Here is a 16,780-nt window from a genome sequence, read left to right on the forward strand (position 1 = left end):
GTACCACCGTCGCCCCACCGCCCGCCTCCCTGAAGACCCGCGCCCCCCGCCGCAGCAGGCTCACCGACCCCGCCGTCGGCGTCTGGCTCGCGGCCGCCGCAGTCACCGCGCTCGGCTGGATCGTGGTCGCCGCGCGCGGCGGCGACTTCCTCACGCTCTCGAACGTCGTCGGCATCCTGCAGAACTGCGTCGCCCTCGGCCTCGTCGCCGTGGGGCAGACCGCCGTCATCCTCACCGGCTCCCTCGACCTGTCGGTGGCGTATCTGATCAGCCTCGGCACGCTCGTCGCCGCCACCACCATGGAGGACGGCAGCGTCGTCACCGCGGTCCTCGCCGTCCTCGCCCTGTCCGCGGCCGTCGGACTCGCCAACGGCCTCATCGTGACCGGGCTCAAGGTCAACGCGTTCATCGCGACGCTCGGCACCGCGTTCATCCTGCGCGGCTGGATCGAGGACAACTACACGGGCCCGGCCGGCAAGGTCCCCGCCTCCTTCCAGCATCTGGGCTACGACCGCATGGGCCCGATCCCCGTCTCGCTCTTCCTGCTCGCGGCCGTCGCCGCCGCCATGTGGCTGATCACCCGGCGCACCCGCTTCGGGCACCACCTGTACGCCACGGGCGGCGACGAACACGCGGCCCGGCTCTCCGGCGTCCGCACCCGCCGCACGATCATCGCCGCCCACGTCCTGTGTTCGCTGTGCGTGGGCGCCGCCGCCCTCTTCCTTGCCTCACGGCTCGGCGCGGGCGCCCCCTGGGCAGGCACCGAGGCCCGCTACGACCTGGAGTCGATCGCCGCCGTCGTGCTCGGCGGCACCGTGCTCGCGGGCGGGCGCGGGGGAGTGGCGGGCACGCTCGGCGGGGTCCTCGTGCTCGCCGTGCTCGACTCCGTCTTCAACCAGCTCAGCGTCGACCCCTTCTTCAAGAACGTCGTACGCGGCGTCGTCATCATCGCCGCGGTCGCGATCTACGCCCGGCGCGGCAGCAGGAGGTCCGCATGAGCAGCAGCACCGCAACTGCCCCTCCCTACAAGCGAGTCGTACGGTCCCTCGGTACCGGCGCCCCGGTCTATGCCCTGCTCGTCGTCCTGCTCGTCGCGCTCGCCGCCACCGACCCCGGCTTCTACGAACCCGACCGCTTCCTCGCCTTCGTCAAGCGCGCCGCGCCCCTGGTGATCCTCGCCGCCGGGCAGTATCTGGTCATCGTCTGCGGTGAGTTCGACCTGTCGGTCGGGGCGATCGTCACCGCGGGCGTCGTCGCGGCGGCAGAGGTCTACGGCTCATTCCCGGACGCTCCTTGGCCGCTCATCACGGCGGGCCTGCTGCTCGCCGGGGCGGTCACGGGTCTCGTCAGCGGGCTGATCACCACACGCCTGAGAGTGCCTTCGTTCATCACCACGCTCGGGATGATGCTGATCCTTGAGGGCGCCGTCTTCTTCTGGACGGGCGGCTCCCCGCACGGCCAACTGTCCGAGGGATTCCGCCAGATGGGGCGCGGCACCGCCATGGGCTGGCTGCCCTGGGCGGTCCTGGCCTGCCTCGTCGCGGGCATCGTCGCCGTCCTGCTGATGCGCTCCGACTTCGGCCGTACGTTGATCGCGACGGGGGACAGCGAACGCGCCGCCGCCCTGGCGGGAGTGCGCGTGCACCGCGCCCGCGTCATCGCCTTCGTACTTTCCGGCGCGGCCGCGGCGCTCGCCGCCGTCCTCGTCGGCGGCTTCTCGGGGGTCTCCGCGCAGGCGGGCCGCGGCTACGAGTTCGAGGCGATCACCGCCGTGGTCCTCGGCGGGGTCGTGCTCGGCGGCGGCCGGGGCAGCGTCATCGCCGCGATGGCGGGCGCCTTCTCACTGCAGGCCCTGTTCACGCTGCTCAACCTCCAGGGCGTATCGGGCGCCCTGGAATCCACCGTCCAGGGCGTCATCGTCATCGCCGCGGTCGGGCTCGGGGCCGCCGACTGGTCCCGGCTGCGCCGCCGTCGTACCCACTCCTCGGGAGGCAGACCCTCGTGATGCACACCCCTCTGAACCGCCCGCACCGCCGACGCACGCTCGCGCCCGCTGCCGCCGCGCTCCTCGCGGGCGTCCTGCTCACCTCCTGCTCCAGCGACACGCCACCCGACTCGCCCGCCGGGGCCTCGCAGTCCGCCGCATCCGACGAGAACGGCGACAAACCCTCCAAGTTCTTCGAACAGGCCGAGTACGACCGCCAGTTGAAGCTCGGCAAGGAGACCCCCCAGGGGCCGGACACCAAGCCCTGGGAGCAGATGCTCGAACCGAAGATGACCGACACCGCCCAATACAAGAAGAAGGGCTCGGGCGGCACGCACCTCTGCTTCTCCAACGCCGGTGTCTTCAACCCCTGGCGCCAGGTCGGCCTGAAGAACATGAAGGCCGAGGTGAAACTCCACAAGGAGATCAGCGACTTCACCGTCCTGGACGCCCAGGGCAAGGACGACAAGCAGATCTCCGACATCCAGGAGCTCGCGGGCAACAAGGACTGCGACGCGCTCATCGTCTCGCCGAACACCACCGCCACCCTCACCCCCGCGGTGAAGGAGGCCTGCGGCAAGCTCCCCGTGATCGTCTTCGACCGGGGTGTGGAGACCGACTGCGCCGTCACCTTCGTCAACCCCATCGGCGGGTACGGATACGGCGCGGTCGCCGCCGACTTCCTCGTCGACAAGGTCGAGCCCAAGGGCAAGATCCTCGCCCTGCGCATCTCGCCAGGCGTGGACGTCCTGGAGACGCGCTGGTCGGCGGCGAAGCTGGCCTTCGATAAAAGCGAACTCGACGTCGTGGACGCCAAGTTCACCGACGGCGACCCCGCCAAGACGAAGTCGATCGTCTCCGACGCGATCTCCCGGCACGGCTCCATCGACGGCGTCTGGATGGACTCCGGCGCCACGGCCGTCGCCGCCGTCGAGGCCTTCGAGGACGCGGGCGTCGACGTACCGCCGATCACCGGCGAGGACCAGCAGGACTTCCTCCAGGCGTGGAAGGACAAGGACCTCACCGCGATCGCCCCCACCTACCCGACCTTCCAGTGGCGTACGCCGGTCATCGCGGCCCTGCGCATCCTGGACGGCAAGCAGGTGCCCAAGGAGTGGAAGCTGCCGCAGCCCACGGTCACGCAGGACAACCTCGACGAGTACCTCCAGGAGGGCATGCCGCCGCTGCACTACGCGATGTGCGGCTGCCAGGAACTGCCGGGCTTCCCCAAGGACTGGGGAGGCAAGAAGTGACGTACACCGCCTGGCAGTTGGGCGCGAACCCGTGGATCTGGCACTCCCCGGTCACCACCGAGGCGCTCGCCGAGACGCTGCCACGCCTCGCGGGCTGGGGCTTCGACTGCGTGGAACTTCCCCTGGAACAGCCCGACGACTGGGAGCCCGCGGCGGCGGTCAAGCTCCTCGACGCCACGGGCCTGACGCCCGCGGCCGTCGTCGCCGTCATGGCCGAAGAGCGGAACCTGGTCCGCGCGGACCAGGGCGCCGTGCGCGCCACGCAGGACTATCTCCGCCGCTGCGTCGACGCGGCCCACGCGATCGGCGCCCCCGTGGTCGCGGGTCCGGTGTACGCGGTGGTGGGTCGCACGTGGCGGATGGACCGGGCCTCGCGCACAGCGGCGTACGAGGAGTGGCGCGAGGCGATCGCCCCGGTCGTCGAGTACGCGGCACGGGCCGGTGTCCGTATCGCCGTCGAGCCGCTCAACCGCTATGAGACGAGCCTGTTCAACACCGTCGCCCAGACCCTGGAGGGCCTCGCGGGCCTGCCCGAGGAGTCGATCGGCGTGGCCCTCGACACCTACCACCAGAACATCGAGGAGCACTCCCTGCCGGAAGCGGTCCGCACGGCGGCGGGCCGCATCGCCCACGTCCAGGTGTGCGCCAACGACCGGGGCGCCCCCGGCGCCGACCACCTCGACTGGCCCGGCTTCCTGCGCGCCCTGGGCGAGTCCGGCTACCGAGGGCCGCTCTGCATCGAGTCGTTCACGGCGCACAACGACGCCATCGCCGTCGCCGCCTCCGTCTGGCGGCCCCTCGCGCCCACCCAGGACGCGCTCGCGACCGACGGGCTCGGCTTCCTGCGCCGGGCCGTGGCCGCACTCTGACATCCGGCAATCCCGCACGTCCGTCCGTCCTTCCCAGCAGATTCCCAGCAGAGAGGACCACCCCATGGACTGTCATGTGCGTGACATAAGACTGCGCGACCCGAGAAGCCTACGAAGAGCGGTGATCGCGATGGTGGCGGCGCTGCTCCTCGCGGTCGGGTTCCTGCCCGCCACATCGAGCGCCGCCGACACCAAGGCGCCCGCCTTCCGCGCCCTGCTCTTCACCAAGGCCGTCGGCTACGTCCACGACTCCATCCCGGCCGGCATTCAGATGGTCAAGGAGCAGGCAGCGGCGAACAACTTCGAGGTCGTCGAGACCGCCGACGCCACGGTCTTCGACGACGCGAAGCTCAAGGACTTCGACGTCATCATCATGCTGCAGAACTCCGGCATGGTCTGGGACACCGAAGGCCAGCGCGACGCCATGAAGAAGTACGTGAAGAGCGGCAAGGGAGTCGTCGCCCTGCACAACACCCTCGACATGGGCGTCGAGGACTCCTTCCCCTGGTGGGACGACCTCATCAACGCCGGCGCCCACATGCCCGCCCACTCACCGGGCGTCCTCAAGGGCACCGCCAAGGTCGCCGACCGCGTGCACCCCTCCACCAAGGGTCTTCCCGAGCGCTGGGAGCGCCCGGAGGAGTGGTACAACTTCGACAAGAACCCCCGCGGTGACGTGCACGTCCTGGTGACCGCCGACGAGACCACGTACGACCCGGGCGGCTCCAAGATGGGCGCCGACCACCCCATCTCCTGGTGCCGCAACGCCGAGGGCGGCAAGGTCTGGGCCACCGCCATGGGCCATGACAAGGCGTCGTACAGCGAGCCCGCCTTCCGTGAGCACGTGCTCGGCGGCATCAAGTGGGCCGCGGGCAACCAGCCCGGTGACTGCGGCGGCACCGTCTGGTCCGGCTACGAGAAGACCGCACTGGACGACAACACCGCCGACCCGATGGAGCTGGACGTCGCCAAGGACGGCAAGGTCTTCTACGTCCAGCGCAGCGGCGAGGTGAAGATCTTCGACCCGAAGAGCCACTCCACCTCCACGGCAGGTAAACTCGACGTCTACACCGGCGGCGAGGACGGCCTCGTCGGCATGGAACTCGACCCGAAGTTCGCCACCAACCGCTGGATCTACCTCTACTACGCGCCCGCATCGGCGAAGGACGACGTCAACCGCCTCTCCCGCTTCACGGTCAAGAAGGACAACACCCTCGACCTCGCCAGCGAGAAGAAGCTCCTCGACGTCCCCGCCTACCGCGACCGCACCTTCCCCGAACCCGGACACACCGGCGGCGCCGTCGAGTTCGGCCCGAACCGCACGCTCTACCTGGGCGTCGGCGACGACGTCCCGCCCAACCTCGACCCCAACTGGCAGGGCTACGCCCCGCTCGACTGGCGGCCCGGCAAGCAGATGCTGGACGCCGCCCGCACCGCGGGCAGCACCAACGACCTGCGCGGCAAGATCCTGCGCATCAAGCCCACGGACAAGGGCGGCTACACCATCCCCAAGGGCAACCTCTTCGCCAAGGGCACCGCGAAGACCCGCCCCGAGATCTACGCCATGGGCTTCCGCAACCCCTTCCGCTTCACCGTCGACCCCAAGACGGGCTACGTCCACGCCTCCGACTACGGCCCCGACCGCGGCGCGCCCGAGACCAACCGCGGCCCGGAAGGGCTCGTCGAGTACAACGTCATCAAGAAGGCGGGCAACTTCGGCTGGCCCTTCTGCCACGGCAACAACCAGGCGTACGCCCCCTACAACCCCGACACCCAGGAAGTCGGCGCCAAGTTCGACTGCGCCAAGCCCACCAACCCCTCGCCGAACAACACCGGCCTGAAGGACCTGCCGACGCTCCAGCAGCCGGAGATCTGGTACGGCTACGGCGCGTCCAAGGAGTTCCCGGAGATGGGCGCGGGCGGCTCGGCGCCGATGAGCGGTCCCGTCTACCACTACGACCCCGAGAACCCCTCCAAGACCAAGTTCCCCGCCTACTTCGAGGGCGCGAGCTTCTTCTACGAGTGGGCCCGCGACTCGGTCAAGGAGATCCGTTTCGACAAGGACGGGAAGCTCCTGAAGATCAACGACTTCCTGAAGTCGGCGAAGTTCGCCAAGCCGATGGACATGACCTTCGGGCCCGACGGCTCGCTGTACGTCCTGGAGTGGGGAAGCGAGTTCGGCGGCGGCAACAACGACTCCGGGCTCTACCGCATCGACTACGCCCAGGGCCAGCGCACCCCGCTCGCCCAGGCCAAGGCCTCCGCCACCAACGGCCCGACCCCGCTGAAGGTCGACTTCTCCAGCGAGGGCAGCAAGGACCCGGACGGCGATCCGCTCACCTTCGCCTGGGACTTCAACGGCGACGGGACCTACGACTCGACCGAGGCCAGCCCCTCCCACACGTACGACACCAAGGGAGACTTCAACGCCCAGCTGAAGGTCACCGACTCCACCGGCAAGTCCGGCTACGCCAACGTGCCCGTCACGGCGGGGAACACGGCACCCAAGGTGAAGGTCGAGACCCCCGTCGACGGGAAGCTCATCCAGTTCGGCGACAAGATCCCCTACAAGGTCACGGTCACCGACCCCGAGGACGGCACGATCGACTGCTCCAAGGTCACCGTCAACCCGGCCCTCGGCCACGACGACCACGAGCACCCCACCACCGACATCCCCGGCTGCGAAGGCACCGTGGACACCGGTGACCTGGGCGGCCACCCCGAGGGCGCCGACCTCACGTACGTCCTCAACGCGAAGTACACCGACAAGGGCGGCGACGGCGTCAGCGCCCTCACCGGCTACGGACGCTCCGTGATGCACCCCAAGCACAAGCAGGCGGAGTACCACGACGGCCAGTCAGGGACCCGCATCGTCTCCCAGGAGGGCGCCGAGAACGGCAAGCGCATCGGTGACATCAGTGACGGCGACTGGATCGCGTACAGCCCGATGAGTGTGGAAGGCGTCAGCAAGGTCAGCTACAAGCTGTCGTCGCCGTACGGCGTCGGCTCGATCGAGCTGCGCGCGGACGCCCCGGACGGCAAGCTGCTCGCCACGACTCCCGTCCCCAACACCGGGGGCTGGGACACCTATCAGGCCACACCCGATGTGCCGGTCGAAGCCCTGGCAGGCACCCACAAGCTGTATCTGGTCTTCAAGTCGCCGCAGAACAATTCCTTTGACGTAGACGCGGTGCAGTTCACCACGTCATAGTCACCCGGAAGTAGCCGGAGGCATAGACAAGTCCGCAGTGCGCCGCTGTCCAAAGGCGCACTGCGGACTGTCTTCCCCGTCAGCGAGTACCGACCGCGGCGCGCACGGCCCTGCGGGCCAGCTGGCAGTCGTCGTGCAGCCGCCTCAGCAGCAGCCGCTGTTCCTCACCGGACGGCGCAGCACCCGGGTGGGCTGGTCCCGGTGCCGCCGGGGTCGCGTCGTGCATCGATCGCTGCACGGCCATCTCGTACGTACGGATCTCGCGGGTCAGCACGAGCATCAGGTTCACCAGGAACGCGTCACGCGCCGCCGGACCCTTCTCCTGTGCCAGCTGGCTGATCTCGCGCCGCGCGACCGGTGCGTCACCGAGCACCGTCCACAGCGTCGCCAGGTCATAGCCGGGCAGATACCAGCCCGCGTGCTCCCAGTCCACGAACACCGGGCCCGCGGGGGACAGGAGGATGTTCGAAAGCAGCGCGTCGCCGTGGCAGAACTGCCACGTGTCGTGCTGCCCGGCCGAGTGCGCGATGCCGTGCAGAAGCTTCTGCAGGTCGCCCATGTCCCGGTCGGTGAGCAGCCCCAGCTCATGGAAGCGGGAGATCCGCTTGCCGTAGTCCATGGGCCTGCCGAACAACTCCTGCGGCGGACGCCACCGGTTGAGGTGGCGCAGGGCGTTGAGCGCCAACCGCACGTCCGCGCGCGGTGGAGTCTCCACGGGGTGGCGGGAGAGCGCGGCGACGCGCCCCTGCATCCGCTCGATCACCAGCGTGCAGTCCTCGGGGTCCGCGGCGATGAGCCGCGGGGCCCGGACGGGAGGACGGTGCCGGACGAACGAGCGGTATGCCGCTATTTCGTGCCTGATCCGCTCGGCCCACACGGGCGAGTGGTCCAGTAAACATTTGGCGATCGCGGTGCTGCGTCCTGTGGTTCCCACGAGCAGTACGGTGCGTCCGCTGCGGCGGAGCACCTGTACCGGATTGAACTCTGGACAGATGCGGTGCACCGAGGCGATCGCGGTGCGCAGTTGCGCCCCCTGGGGGCCTGACAAGTCGAGTCTCCCGCTGAGCGGTTGCGTGCCGGGCCCCGGAACGCGTCGCGTTCGGCCGGCGCCGAGCGACCCGGCCGCGGGGCGCGCGGGCTCCAGATACGGGCCGCTGCCGGGCTGTCGGCTGTGCAGTGGCCGGGGCGGGGCGGACACGGAGGACGATGCTGTGTACATGGGCGATACAGATCCCTTCGTGTGCCTGCGAATTGCGGCGCCTCCCGCCCCGGCCGCCCTGGTGCACCCTGGGGAATGTCCCGCGGTGGTCCGGGTCGGGGTGGCGCATTCCTACCTGACACCCGGCGTCCCCTGGCACACCATGTGGCGCACCCTGGCGAACCCTGGCGAATAGTCGCCCAGCAACTGACAGAGGGTTACTGTCAACTCAGCCGAGAACCTGGGGGCTTGACGTGAACGGACAACCCAACACCCGTCTTTCGGACCTGTTCGGCCTGGCAGGCTGGTCCAAAGGGGAGCTCGCGAGACTGGTGAACCGGCAGGCGGCGGCCATGGGCCATCCGCAACTGGCCACCGACACCTCGCGGGTACGGCGTTGGATCGACATGGGAGAAATCCCCCGCGATCCCGTGCCCCGGGTGCTGGCGGCTCTGTTCACCGAGCGTCTCGGCCGTGTCGTGACCATTGAGGATCTTGGTCTGGTCCGGCACGGGCGCGTGGGGAAACGGCGTGGCGACGGTGGTGTGGAGCACCCCGACGGCGTGCCGTGGGCGCCCGAACGGACAGCCGCGGTCCTCACCGAATTCACGGGAATGGACCTCATGCTCAACCGACGCGGCTTGGTGGGCGCGGGTGCCGCGCTCGCCGCCGGCTCCGCACTCAGCAGCGCCATGCACGACTGGCTGCACACCGATCCGGCCCTCGTTGCCGACGCTCCCCGAACCGACCGTCCCCTGCACGCCGACCCCGCTGGGTTCGACCGCTATGAGGCCGCCCCCATCGGGTCGCAGGAGATCGAGGAACTGGAGACCTCCGTCGAGGTGTTCCGGGCCTGGGACGCGGCCCGCGGCGGCGGGCTGCAGCGCAAGGCTGTGGTGGGACAGCTCAACGAAGTGGGCGGCATGCTCGCCTACCGACACCCCGACCATCTCCAGCGGCGCCTGTGGGGCGTCGCTGCCAACCTCGCCGTCCTCGCGGGCTGGATGTCGCACGACGTCGGCCTGGAGCCCACGGCGCAGAAGTACTTCGTCATCGCAGCGCACGCGGCCCGTGAAGGTGGGGACAGGCCGCGTGCCGGCGAGGCCCTGTCCCGGGCCGCGCGCCAGATGGTGCATCTGGGGCGTCCCGACGACGCTCTGGACCTGATGAAGCTCGCCCAGTCGGGTTCGGGCGAGGAGATGCTGCCGCGCACGCAGGCCATGCTCTACACCATCGAGGCCTGGGCACAGGCGTCGATGGGCAAGGGGCAGGCGATGCGCCGCACCCTCGGCATCGCCGAGGACCTGTTCGTCTCCGACAAGGGGGACGTGCCACCGCCGAGCTGGATGCAGATGTTCGACGAGGCGGACATGCACGGCATGCAGGCCCTGGCCTTCCGCACCCTCGCCGATCACGACGCGTCCGCAGCCAACACGGCCCAGCGCCACGCCAGGGAGGCGATCGACCTGCGGGCCAAGGGCCGAGACCGCTCGCAGATCTTCGACTACATCTCGCTGGCTTCGGCGTGCTTCATCGCCGACGACCCCGAACAGGCCGATCGTTACGCACGGTTGGCGTTGGTCTCGATGGGGTCGAACTCCTCGCACCGCACCTGGGACCGGCTGCGCGAGATGTACCGCCTGACCGCTCAGTACTCGGGCTATCCGAAGATCCAGGATCTGCGTGAGGAGATCAAGCTGGCCCTGCCCAGGGCGGCGGCCAAGACCGGGGGTGGCAGCCGGGTTCGCGCGTAGGGTCCGGCAGGGCTCGGTCGCGGGTCAGGAATTGACCCGCGCGATCAGCAGGCAGGCGTCGTCCTCACGCGGGGTCACGCCGAACTCTTCGACGACCGTCCGTACGCAGTCCTGCGCACCTCGCGTGTCCCTGAAGCGTGGCGCGAGCGCGAGCAGCCGGCTCGTGGCCGCGTCCCTGGTGCGCCGTGGGACAAGGCCATCGGTGTGCAGCAACAGCAGGTCGCCGGGCTCGAGTTGCTCTTCGGCCTGCTCGTACGTGGCTCCGGAGGTCGCCCCGAGGATCACTCCGCCCGGCGGCGTCAGCGCGCGCCCCGTCCCGTCGCGGAACAGCAGCGGGGCGGGGTGTCCCGCCTGCGCCCAGCTGAGGGTGTGGGTGGCGGGGGTGTACTGGCAGCAGACGGCGCTGCCGAGGGCCGGTTGCGCGGTGGTGTCCAGTAACTGGTTGAGCCAGCCCATCAGTTGGCCCGGCCGGACTCCGGTGACCGCCATGCCGCGCACCGCGCCAAGGAGCATCGCCATGCCCGACGTGACGGTGACCCCGTGCCCCGTGAGGTCGCCGACGCTGAGCAGGAACTGGCCGTCGGGCAGCTCCATGGCGTCGTACCAGTCGCCGCCGATGAGTGCGCTCGTCGAGGAAGGGAGGTAGTGCGCGGCGAGGTCGAGCGCCGCGGGTCCGCCGTGCGGGAACCGCAGGGAGCCGCGCCACGGCGGCAGCACAGCCTCCTGCAGTTCGACCGCGAGCCGGTGCTCTGTCTGCGCGATGTGCCGCTGGCGCTGCAACGAGTCACGGGTCTCGCGCACCACTCGCTGGCTGCGGCGCAGCTCGCTGACGTCCCGCAAGACCGCCCACATCGAGGCGGTGCTGCCATCAGCGGCGAGCACGGGCTCGCCCATCATGTGCACCTGTCGTACGCCGCCGTCGGGGCGCACGATACGGAACTCGCCGTCGATCGGCTTCCCGTCGATCAGGCAGTCCGTGACCATGGCCGTCAGCATCGGCTGGTCGTCGACGTGCACCAGGGAGGGCAGTTCGTCGAGGGAGAGCGGGGGAGCTTCCGGGTCCCGCCCGAGGATGTGGTACAGCTCGCCCGACCAACTCGCCTCGTCGTTCAGGAGGTTCCACTCCGCGCTGCCGACCCGGCTGAGCAGCGAACCGCGCTGCGGTTCGAGCGGCGGGGGCACGGCCGGAGCGGCGGGCTCCACGGCCGGTTCCACGGGTCCGTCCCGAAGTTGGGCGAGGTGGTCGTCCAAGTCGTTGAGCTGGTGGACCGCCAGGTCGCACAGGGCGCGCTGCCAGCGCCCCTGCGGGTCGCTCTGATCGGGCCCGGCATCCCGGCGCACGGCGTCGACCTCGCCGCGGAGCCGGCGCGTCTGCGTGATCAGCGCTTCGACCGAACCGCGCTCGGGCGGCTGGGCGGAAGGGCGGTCCGCGAAGACATGGGACGGCATGAGGTGCTCCGTTGAGGATGCGGTGCGACCAAACGGGCGGGAAGGACCGCTAATGACTTTCGCACAGCCGGGAGGGGCTCGTAAGGGATTTGGCAACACACGACGCGGTGGTGCTTCTGGCATATGCCTATGTCCTTCGGAACGATATGTTCCGGTGACTCGATCCCGATCACCCGCGCAAGTAGCGAACAACGGCCAGGACACGGCGGTTGTGGTCATGTGACGCGGGCAGCCCGAGCTTGTCGAAGACGGCGGCCACATGCTTCTCGACGGTGCCCGCGGAGACGACGAGGCTCTGCGCGATCGCCGCGTTGGACCGGCCCTCGGCCATCAGCGAGAGGACTTCGCGCTCGCGGTCGGTGAGGGGCGCGAGCTCCTCCGCGCGGTGACCTGCCCCGGCCAGTTGCGTGACGACCTCGGGGTCGAGCGCCGTACCGCCCGCGGCCACCCGCTCCAGGGCGTCGGTAAACTCCGCGACGTTCGCGACGCGGTCCTTGAGCAGGTAACCGACGCCCGCCGAACCCGCGGCGAGCAGCCGCGTGGCGTACTTCGTCTCCACGTACTGGGAGAAGAGCAGCACTCCCGTGCCGGGGTGCTCGCGGCGGATGTCGATGGCCGCGCGGAGCCCTTCGTCCGTGTGCGTCGGCGGCATCCGGATGTCGGTCACCGTGACGTCAGGGCGGTGCTCGGCGACCGCGGCGCGCAGCGTGTCCGCATCGCTCACGGACGCACAGATCTCGTGCCCACGCTCCGCGAGCATCTGGCCCAGCAACTCCCGCAGTACCGCGGCATCCTCAGCGATCACGACGCGCATGGCGGCATGCTCTCACGCGTGCAGCGGCAGCTCGACGGTGACCGCGGTCGGCCCGCCATCGGGACTGCTGACATCTATCCGCCCATCGACCGTACGTACGCGTTGCATGAGTCCCGTCAGGCCGCTTCCGCCGGCCGCATCCGCGCCGCCGTGCCCGTCGTCGCCGACCTGGAGGAGGAGCCTGCCGTCCGACTGGGCCACCGTGATGGCGGCCCGCCGGGCCCCGCTGTGCTTGATGACGTTCGCGAGCAGCTCGGCGGCGCAGAAGTACGCGATGGTCTCGATCGCCGGGGTCGGACGCTCGGGAATGTCCGTCACCAGGTCGACGGGAATGCTGCTTCGGGCGGTGAGCGTGGCCAGCGCGTCCGGCAGACCGTCGTCGAGGACCGGAGGGTGGATGCCGCGGGCCAGATCACGCAGTTCGGTGAGGGCCTCGGTGGCGTTGTGGTGCGCTCCGTCGACGAGTTGACGCAGGCGCGCGATGTCGTCGGTGCCGGTGCCGGTTCGCTCGCTCTCGTTCAGCCGCTGTCTGATCATGTCGAGGCTCATCGCCACCGCGACGAGGCGGACCTGAGCCCCATCGTGCAGATCGCGCTCGACGCGGCGGAGCAGCGCCACCGAGTCGTCCACGGCGAGCGCCCGCGTCATTTCCAAGTCGCGTACACGATTGGCCAGTTGGCCCGGTCCGAGCAGGGCGCCGATCAGCCACCGGTCGGCCTCGGTCACCAGGCGCGTCACCCAGGGCGCACCCAGCAGAATGCCCGCACCGATGGCGACCGCGACGAATGTGCCGACGAAGGTGTCCGCGTCCAGACCGCCGAAGGGGAGCGGTGTGAGCACCGGCATGCCCTCCGGGGAACCGGGCTCGGGGCGCTGCCCGAAGGCCGCCCACCGCAGCGGCGCCGTCAGATTGACCAGCCCCGTGAGCCACCACAGGACGGCGTACGCCCCCAGACAGCTGACCGGCAGCTTCACCAGGACGTAGGCCGCCGACCGCCACCCGTCTCCGTCCCACAGCCGGGCGTCGAGGCGGCTGACCAACCGCCCCTGCGGACGCAGCGGCGGCGGCGCGGGTGTTTGGTCCCCGAGGAGCAGGGCCGCAAGGCGGCGATGGACGACGCCCAGCGCCCGGGCCAGCTGGAGCCCCGTGATGAACAGAAGGGCGCCGAGCACCGCGAAGACCACCGACACCGTGAAACCCGCGCCCAGTGCCAGCGCCACCGCGAGCAGCACGCCGCCCGCGAGGCCCAGCGGGAACCCGATCAGACAGTAGGCGGTCTCGGCCCATGCCCGCCGGGTGAGCGGGGCGCGCCCCACGGCTCGTGCGAGGGCGCGCGCCCCTCGCGTACCGGACGGCGTCCCGGGGTGCTCCGGCGCGCCTGAGGTGGTGACACCGGCAGCCGGGCCGGCAGCCTGAGGCGGGCGTATGACGTGCATGGATACCAGTGTCCAGCACGACATCCGGCGAGCCGACTGACCATGCCGGTCCCGCTTCGCCGGATGCGCGCTGTGCCGGACGTCGCCTACCGCACGGCCCTGTAGATGACGGACGTGTTCTTGCACTCGCCGTTGGCGAACACCGCGATGGCGTCGAGCTCGGCCGGGTTGGATGCCAGGTCCCAGCGCAGCTTGGTGGACACCCAGTCGGAGAGGTAGCGGCAGTGCGCGCCGGGCAGCGGCGGCATCCAACCGGCGGGGTCCTGCCCGGCCTTGGCGCGGTTGCTGCGGTGGGTGACGGCCACCAGGCCCGCGGGCGCGCCCTGGTCGTTGGCGTACTTCTCACGGCGCTCGGCGCTCCAGCCGGAGGCGCCCGAGGCCCAGGCCTCCGCGAGCGGCACCGTGTGATGGACGGCGAGCTTGTCCGGGTCGTCGACTTCCTGGTTGTCGTAGTACGAGACCCACTCGCCCTCGCTCAGCCTGCAGTTCTCGCCGACCTTGGGGGCCTCTTCGGCCTCGGCGATGAGCACTTCGGCGCGGGTGTCGCAGCCGTCCTTCTTGTCGAGTCCGGCGTTCCAGTGCTTGAAGTGGCCGCGGGTGTAGCCCTCGTGCTGCTCACTCGCGACCGGGAGCCGGTGCAGGGCGTCGGCCAGCGTGGTGACCTCCGCGGGCTGTGCGATGACGGGCGCGGGAGCGATCAGCGGGGCGAGGGACAGCGAGAGCGCGGCAAGGCCGCGCGTGAAGTTCTTGATCATGTCCACAGGCCTACTGGTCGAGAGGTCTCGACAGGTGGCGCACGGCGGGAGACCCGGCCAGGTGGGTCAGGAGATTCACCGCAGAAACGTCTCGGCCCGCCCGGCCAACGTCATGTTTCGGCGAGGTTACGCCACCTCGATCGGGCCGCGTACACGGCTTGACCAGGGGTTCGGTGGCAGCGTGCGCCAGTTGCGCCACCTTCTGTCTCGGTACGTGAATGTCGCATGCCGGAAGTCTTGTTCCACGAACGGCGGTAGTCCTAGGGTCGGGCCACCCCGCACGACCGACCTGGCGTACGGCTGACACCGGGCTCTTTGCCGTACGCACGGCACCCCGTTGGCGGCCGCACGCGGAGCTTGGCGTGCGCGGAGTGGCAAAGGCGCAGGCATGCGACGTACGAAAGCGGGCGAGTGGGTTGGCGAGCGAGCAGCGGATCGAGCAGTCGGCGGAGCAAGGTCAGAGCGAAGGGCAAGGGGCGGAGCCGTCGGGTCTGGGGGAGCAGTCCGGGACCGGCAGACGCAAGTTTCTGGTCGGGGCGGGACTTGCCGGTGCCGCTGGGCTCATCAGTGCTCCGGCCGCCGGGAGCGCCACCGCGGCCACGGGCACGAACGAGCGGGAGGGCGCGAACAGCGGTGGCGGTCCCGGTGCGGTGCGGGCGGAGCAGTTCAAAGGGGCCAGGAAGCTGCTCGTACCGGAGCTGTTGATGTTGCCCGGGGGGCCGAAGCGTGGGCAGGCCGTGCTCGTCGAGGGCAGGAAGTTCCGGGCGGTCGGGCCGGCCAAGGAGCTCATGGCCGCGCACCCCGGCCTGCAACCGGTGCGGCTGGACGGGCACTTGATCATGCCGGGCTTCGTCGACGCGCATCATCACTTGACGCAGAGCTTCGGCAAGGCCCAGTCGTTCGGGCAGCCTTCGGAGATCTTCAAGACGATATGGGAGCCGCTGGAGCACGCACTCGACAAGGAGAGCGCGTACGTGTCGGCGAAGCTGGCCTCCCTGGAGGCGCTGCGTGGCGGCTTCACGACGGTCGCCGATGCCGGGACGCGGGCGCCGGTCGACGTGGCCGCCATAGCGAAGGGAACCGAGGAAGCCGGTATCCGGTGCGTCCTGTCCAAGGTCGTTTCCGACGGGAAGGGCGGGCCGGAACATCTGGGGCGGTGGGACGCGCCTCCCCTGATCCACCCCTCGCTCGCCATCCCCGTGGCCGAGGACGCGTCCGCGACGATCCTCAAGCGGACGGCGGATCTGTGCCGCGAGGCCGACGCGGTCTTCCAGATCCACGTCAATGAACATCTGGCCTCCGTGGAAAGGTCGTTGAAGAGCGTCGGCCGGCGACCGGTCGAGTACCTGCGGCATCTGGGGGCGCTGGGTCCGCAGACGCTCGGCTCTCACGCCACTCTGCTCACGCCCGGCGAGATGCGGATGCTGGCCGACTCCGGCGCCGCCATCAGCTACAACCCCGTGGCCAGCGCCTGGAAGGGCAACGCTGTCGCACACGCCACCATGCTGGCCGCGATGGGGGTGCGCTTCGGTACCGGCACGGACGGGACGCGCGGTGACGGATTCCGCCTCGTCGACGCCGCGGAGACGGCTCAGCGGCTGGCGTACGGCATGGCGTCGGGGGATTCCTCGTGCGGCGCGGGGCGGATGTGGCTGGAGCACGCGACATCGCTCAGCGCCGACGCGCTCGGTCTCGGCAAGGTGACCGGGGAGATCGCGGTGGGGAAGGCCGCCGACTTCCTCGTCGTGGACGTCAACGTCCCTGAGCTGACTCCCTCCTGGGACCTGGAGTGGGAACTCGTCCGCCTGGCCAACCGCGACCAGATCACCGCCGTCGTGGTCGACGGCAAGCTGCGGCTGTGGGAGGGCTGGCCGCCGGACTGGGACGGCCGCGCGCTGGTGGAACGGGCGGCGAAGCTCGGTCCCGAGGTGGTGCGCCGGGCAGGGTTGCAGCGCGTGGAGCCGCGGTAGTCGTCCGGAGGGACACATCCTGGGGCCCCTGCGCTGCGGGGCTTGTGCTCCGGGGCCTTCGCCCCGGGGCTCCCCCTCCTGGCTCC

12 protein-coding genes are annotated in these 16,780 nt (G+C 70.1%); 7 read left to right on the forward strand and 5 right to left on the reverse strand.

The window, feature by feature from the left end:
* Window positions 1-29: 29 nt before the first annotated feature.
* The 5 genes from ACWGI2_RS23610 (at window position 30) to ACWGI2_RS23630 (ending at window position 7,317) form a co-directional block, all read left to right on the forward strand.
* Window positions 30-998, forward strand: coding sequence for an ABC transporter permease (locus ACWGI2_RS23610; protein WP_453697720.1), 969 nt, complete (start codon window positions 30-32; stop codon window positions 996-998).
* Complete coding sequence (locus tag ACWGI2_RS23615) at window positions 995-2,005, forward strand: ABC transporter permease (protein ID WP_453697429.1); 1,011 nt, start codon at window positions 995-997, stop codon at window positions 2,003-2,005. The genes ACWGI2_RS23610 and ACWGI2_RS23615 overlap by 4 nt, the downstream gene beginning before the upstream one ends.
* Window positions 2,005-3,237 (forward strand): substrate-binding domain-containing protein, encoded by a 1,233-nt coding sequence (locus tag ACWGI2_RS23620; RefSeq protein ID WP_453396285.1) that lies wholly within the window; start codon window positions 2,005-2,007, stop codon window positions 3,235-3,237. Before ACWGI2_RS23615 ends, ACWGI2_RS23620 begins: the two co-directional genes overlap by 1 nt.
* Complete coding sequence (locus ACWGI2_RS23625; RefSeq protein WP_453396286.1) at window positions 3,234-4,106, forward strand: sugar phosphate isomerase/epimerase family protein; 873 nt, start codon at window positions 3,234-3,236, stop codon at window positions 4,104-4,106. The genes ACWGI2_RS23620 and ACWGI2_RS23625 overlap by 4 nt, the downstream gene beginning before the upstream one ends.
* A gap of 91 nt (window positions 4,107-4,197) precedes the next feature.
* Window positions 4,198-7,317, forward strand: coding sequence for a ThuA domain-containing protein (locus ACWGI2_RS23630; RefSeq protein WP_453697722.1), 3,120 nt, complete (start codon window positions 4,198-4,200; stop codon window positions 7,315-7,317).
* A gap of 79 nt (window positions 7,318-7,396) precedes the next feature.
* On the opposite strand, the gene ACWGI2_RS23635 is transcribed toward ACWGI2_RS23630, so the two are convergent.
* On the reverse strand, window positions 7,397-8,536 hold the full coding sequence (locus tag ACWGI2_RS23635) for an aminoglycoside phosphotransferase family protein (RefSeq protein WP_453396287.1): 1,140 nt from the start codon (window positions 8,534-8,536) through the stop codon (window positions 7,397-7,399).
* 233 nt (window positions 8,537-8,769) lie between these two features.
* Between ACWGI2_RS23635 and ACWGI2_RS23640 the strand changes: the two genes are divergently transcribed.
* Window positions 8,770-10,269: a DNA-binding protein NsdB gene (locus tag ACWGI2_RS23640; protein ID WP_453396288.1), complete on the forward strand. Its 1,500-nt coding sequence runs from the start codon at window positions 8,770-8,772 to the stop codon at window positions 10,267-10,269.
* Window positions 10,270-10,293: 24 nt separating this feature from the next.
* Here ACWGI2_RS23640 and ACWGI2_RS23645 read toward each other — a convergent pair whose 3' ends face one another.
* From ACWGI2_RS23645 to ACWGI2_RS23660, 4 genes are all read right to left on the reverse strand, one after another.
* Window positions 10,294-11,718 (reverse strand): PP2C family protein-serine/threonine phosphatase, encoded by a 1,425-nt coding sequence (locus tag ACWGI2_RS23645; protein WP_453396289.1) that lies wholly within the window; start codon window positions 11,716-11,718, stop codon window positions 10,294-10,296.
* A gap of 169 nt (window positions 11,719-11,887) precedes the next feature.
* Window positions 11,888-12,532 (reverse strand): response regulator, encoded by a 645-nt coding sequence (locus ACWGI2_RS23650; RefSeq protein WP_453697430.1) that lies wholly within the window; start codon window positions 12,530-12,532, stop codon window positions 11,888-11,890.
* A gap of 12 nt (window positions 12,533-12,544) precedes the next feature.
* On the reverse strand, window positions 12,545-13,969 hold the full coding sequence (locus ACWGI2_RS23655; protein ID WP_453697431.1) for a sensor histidine kinase: 1,425 nt from the start codon (window positions 13,967-13,969) through the stop codon (window positions 12,545-12,547).
* A gap of 86 nt (window positions 13,970-14,055) precedes the next feature.
* Complete coding sequence (locus ACWGI2_RS23660; protein ID WP_453697433.1) at window positions 14,056-14,724, reverse strand: HNH endonuclease family protein; 669 nt, start codon at window positions 14,722-14,724, stop codon at window positions 14,056-14,058.
* A 650-nt stretch (window positions 14,725-15,374) separates the two neighbouring features.
* Between ACWGI2_RS23660 and ACWGI2_RS23665 the strand changes: the two genes are divergently transcribed.
* Entirely contained in the window at window positions 15,375-16,694 is a 1,320-nt protein-coding gene (locus ACWGI2_RS23665) for an amidohydrolase family protein (RefSeq protein ID WP_453697723.1), read from the forward strand.
* The last annotated feature ends 86 nt before the right edge of the window (window positions 16,695-16,780 follow it).

This window comes from Streptomyces sp. NPDC054866 (genome assembly GCF_053610745.1).

What these genes read in the sequence shown, in the direction of transcription:
- ACWGI2_RS23615 (WP_453697429.1), top strand. Translation starts at nt 995, where the DNA reads ATGAGCAGCAGCACCGCAACTGCCCCTCCCTACAAGCGAGTCGTACGG.
- ACWGI2_RS23620 (WP_453396285.1), top strand. Translation starts at nt 2,005, where the DNA reads ATGCACACCCCTCTGAACCGCCCGCACCGCCGACGCACGCTCGCGCCC.
- ACWGI2_RS23635 (WP_453396287.1), bottom strand. Translation starts at nt 8,536, where the DNA reads ATGTACACAGCATCGTCCTCCGTGTCCGCCCCGCCCCGGCCACTGCAC.
- ACWGI2_RS23645 (WP_453396289.1), bottom strand. Translation starts at nt 11,718, where the DNA reads ATGCCGTCCCATGTCTTCGCGGACCGCCCTTCCGCCCAGCCGCCCGAG.
- ACWGI2_RS23650 (WP_453697430.1), bottom strand. Translation starts at nt 12,532, where the DNA reads ATGCGCGTCGTGATCGCTGAGGATGCCGCGGTACTGCGGGAGTTGCTG.
- ACWGI2_RS23655 (WP_453697431.1), bottom strand. Translation starts at nt 13,969, where the DNA reads ATGCACGTCATACGCCCGCCTCAGGCTGCCGGCCCGGCTGCCGGTGTC.
- ACWGI2_RS23660 (WP_453697433.1), bottom strand. Translation starts at nt 14,724, where the DNA reads ATGATCAAGAACTTCACGCGCGGCCTTGCCGCGCTCTCGCTGTCCCTC.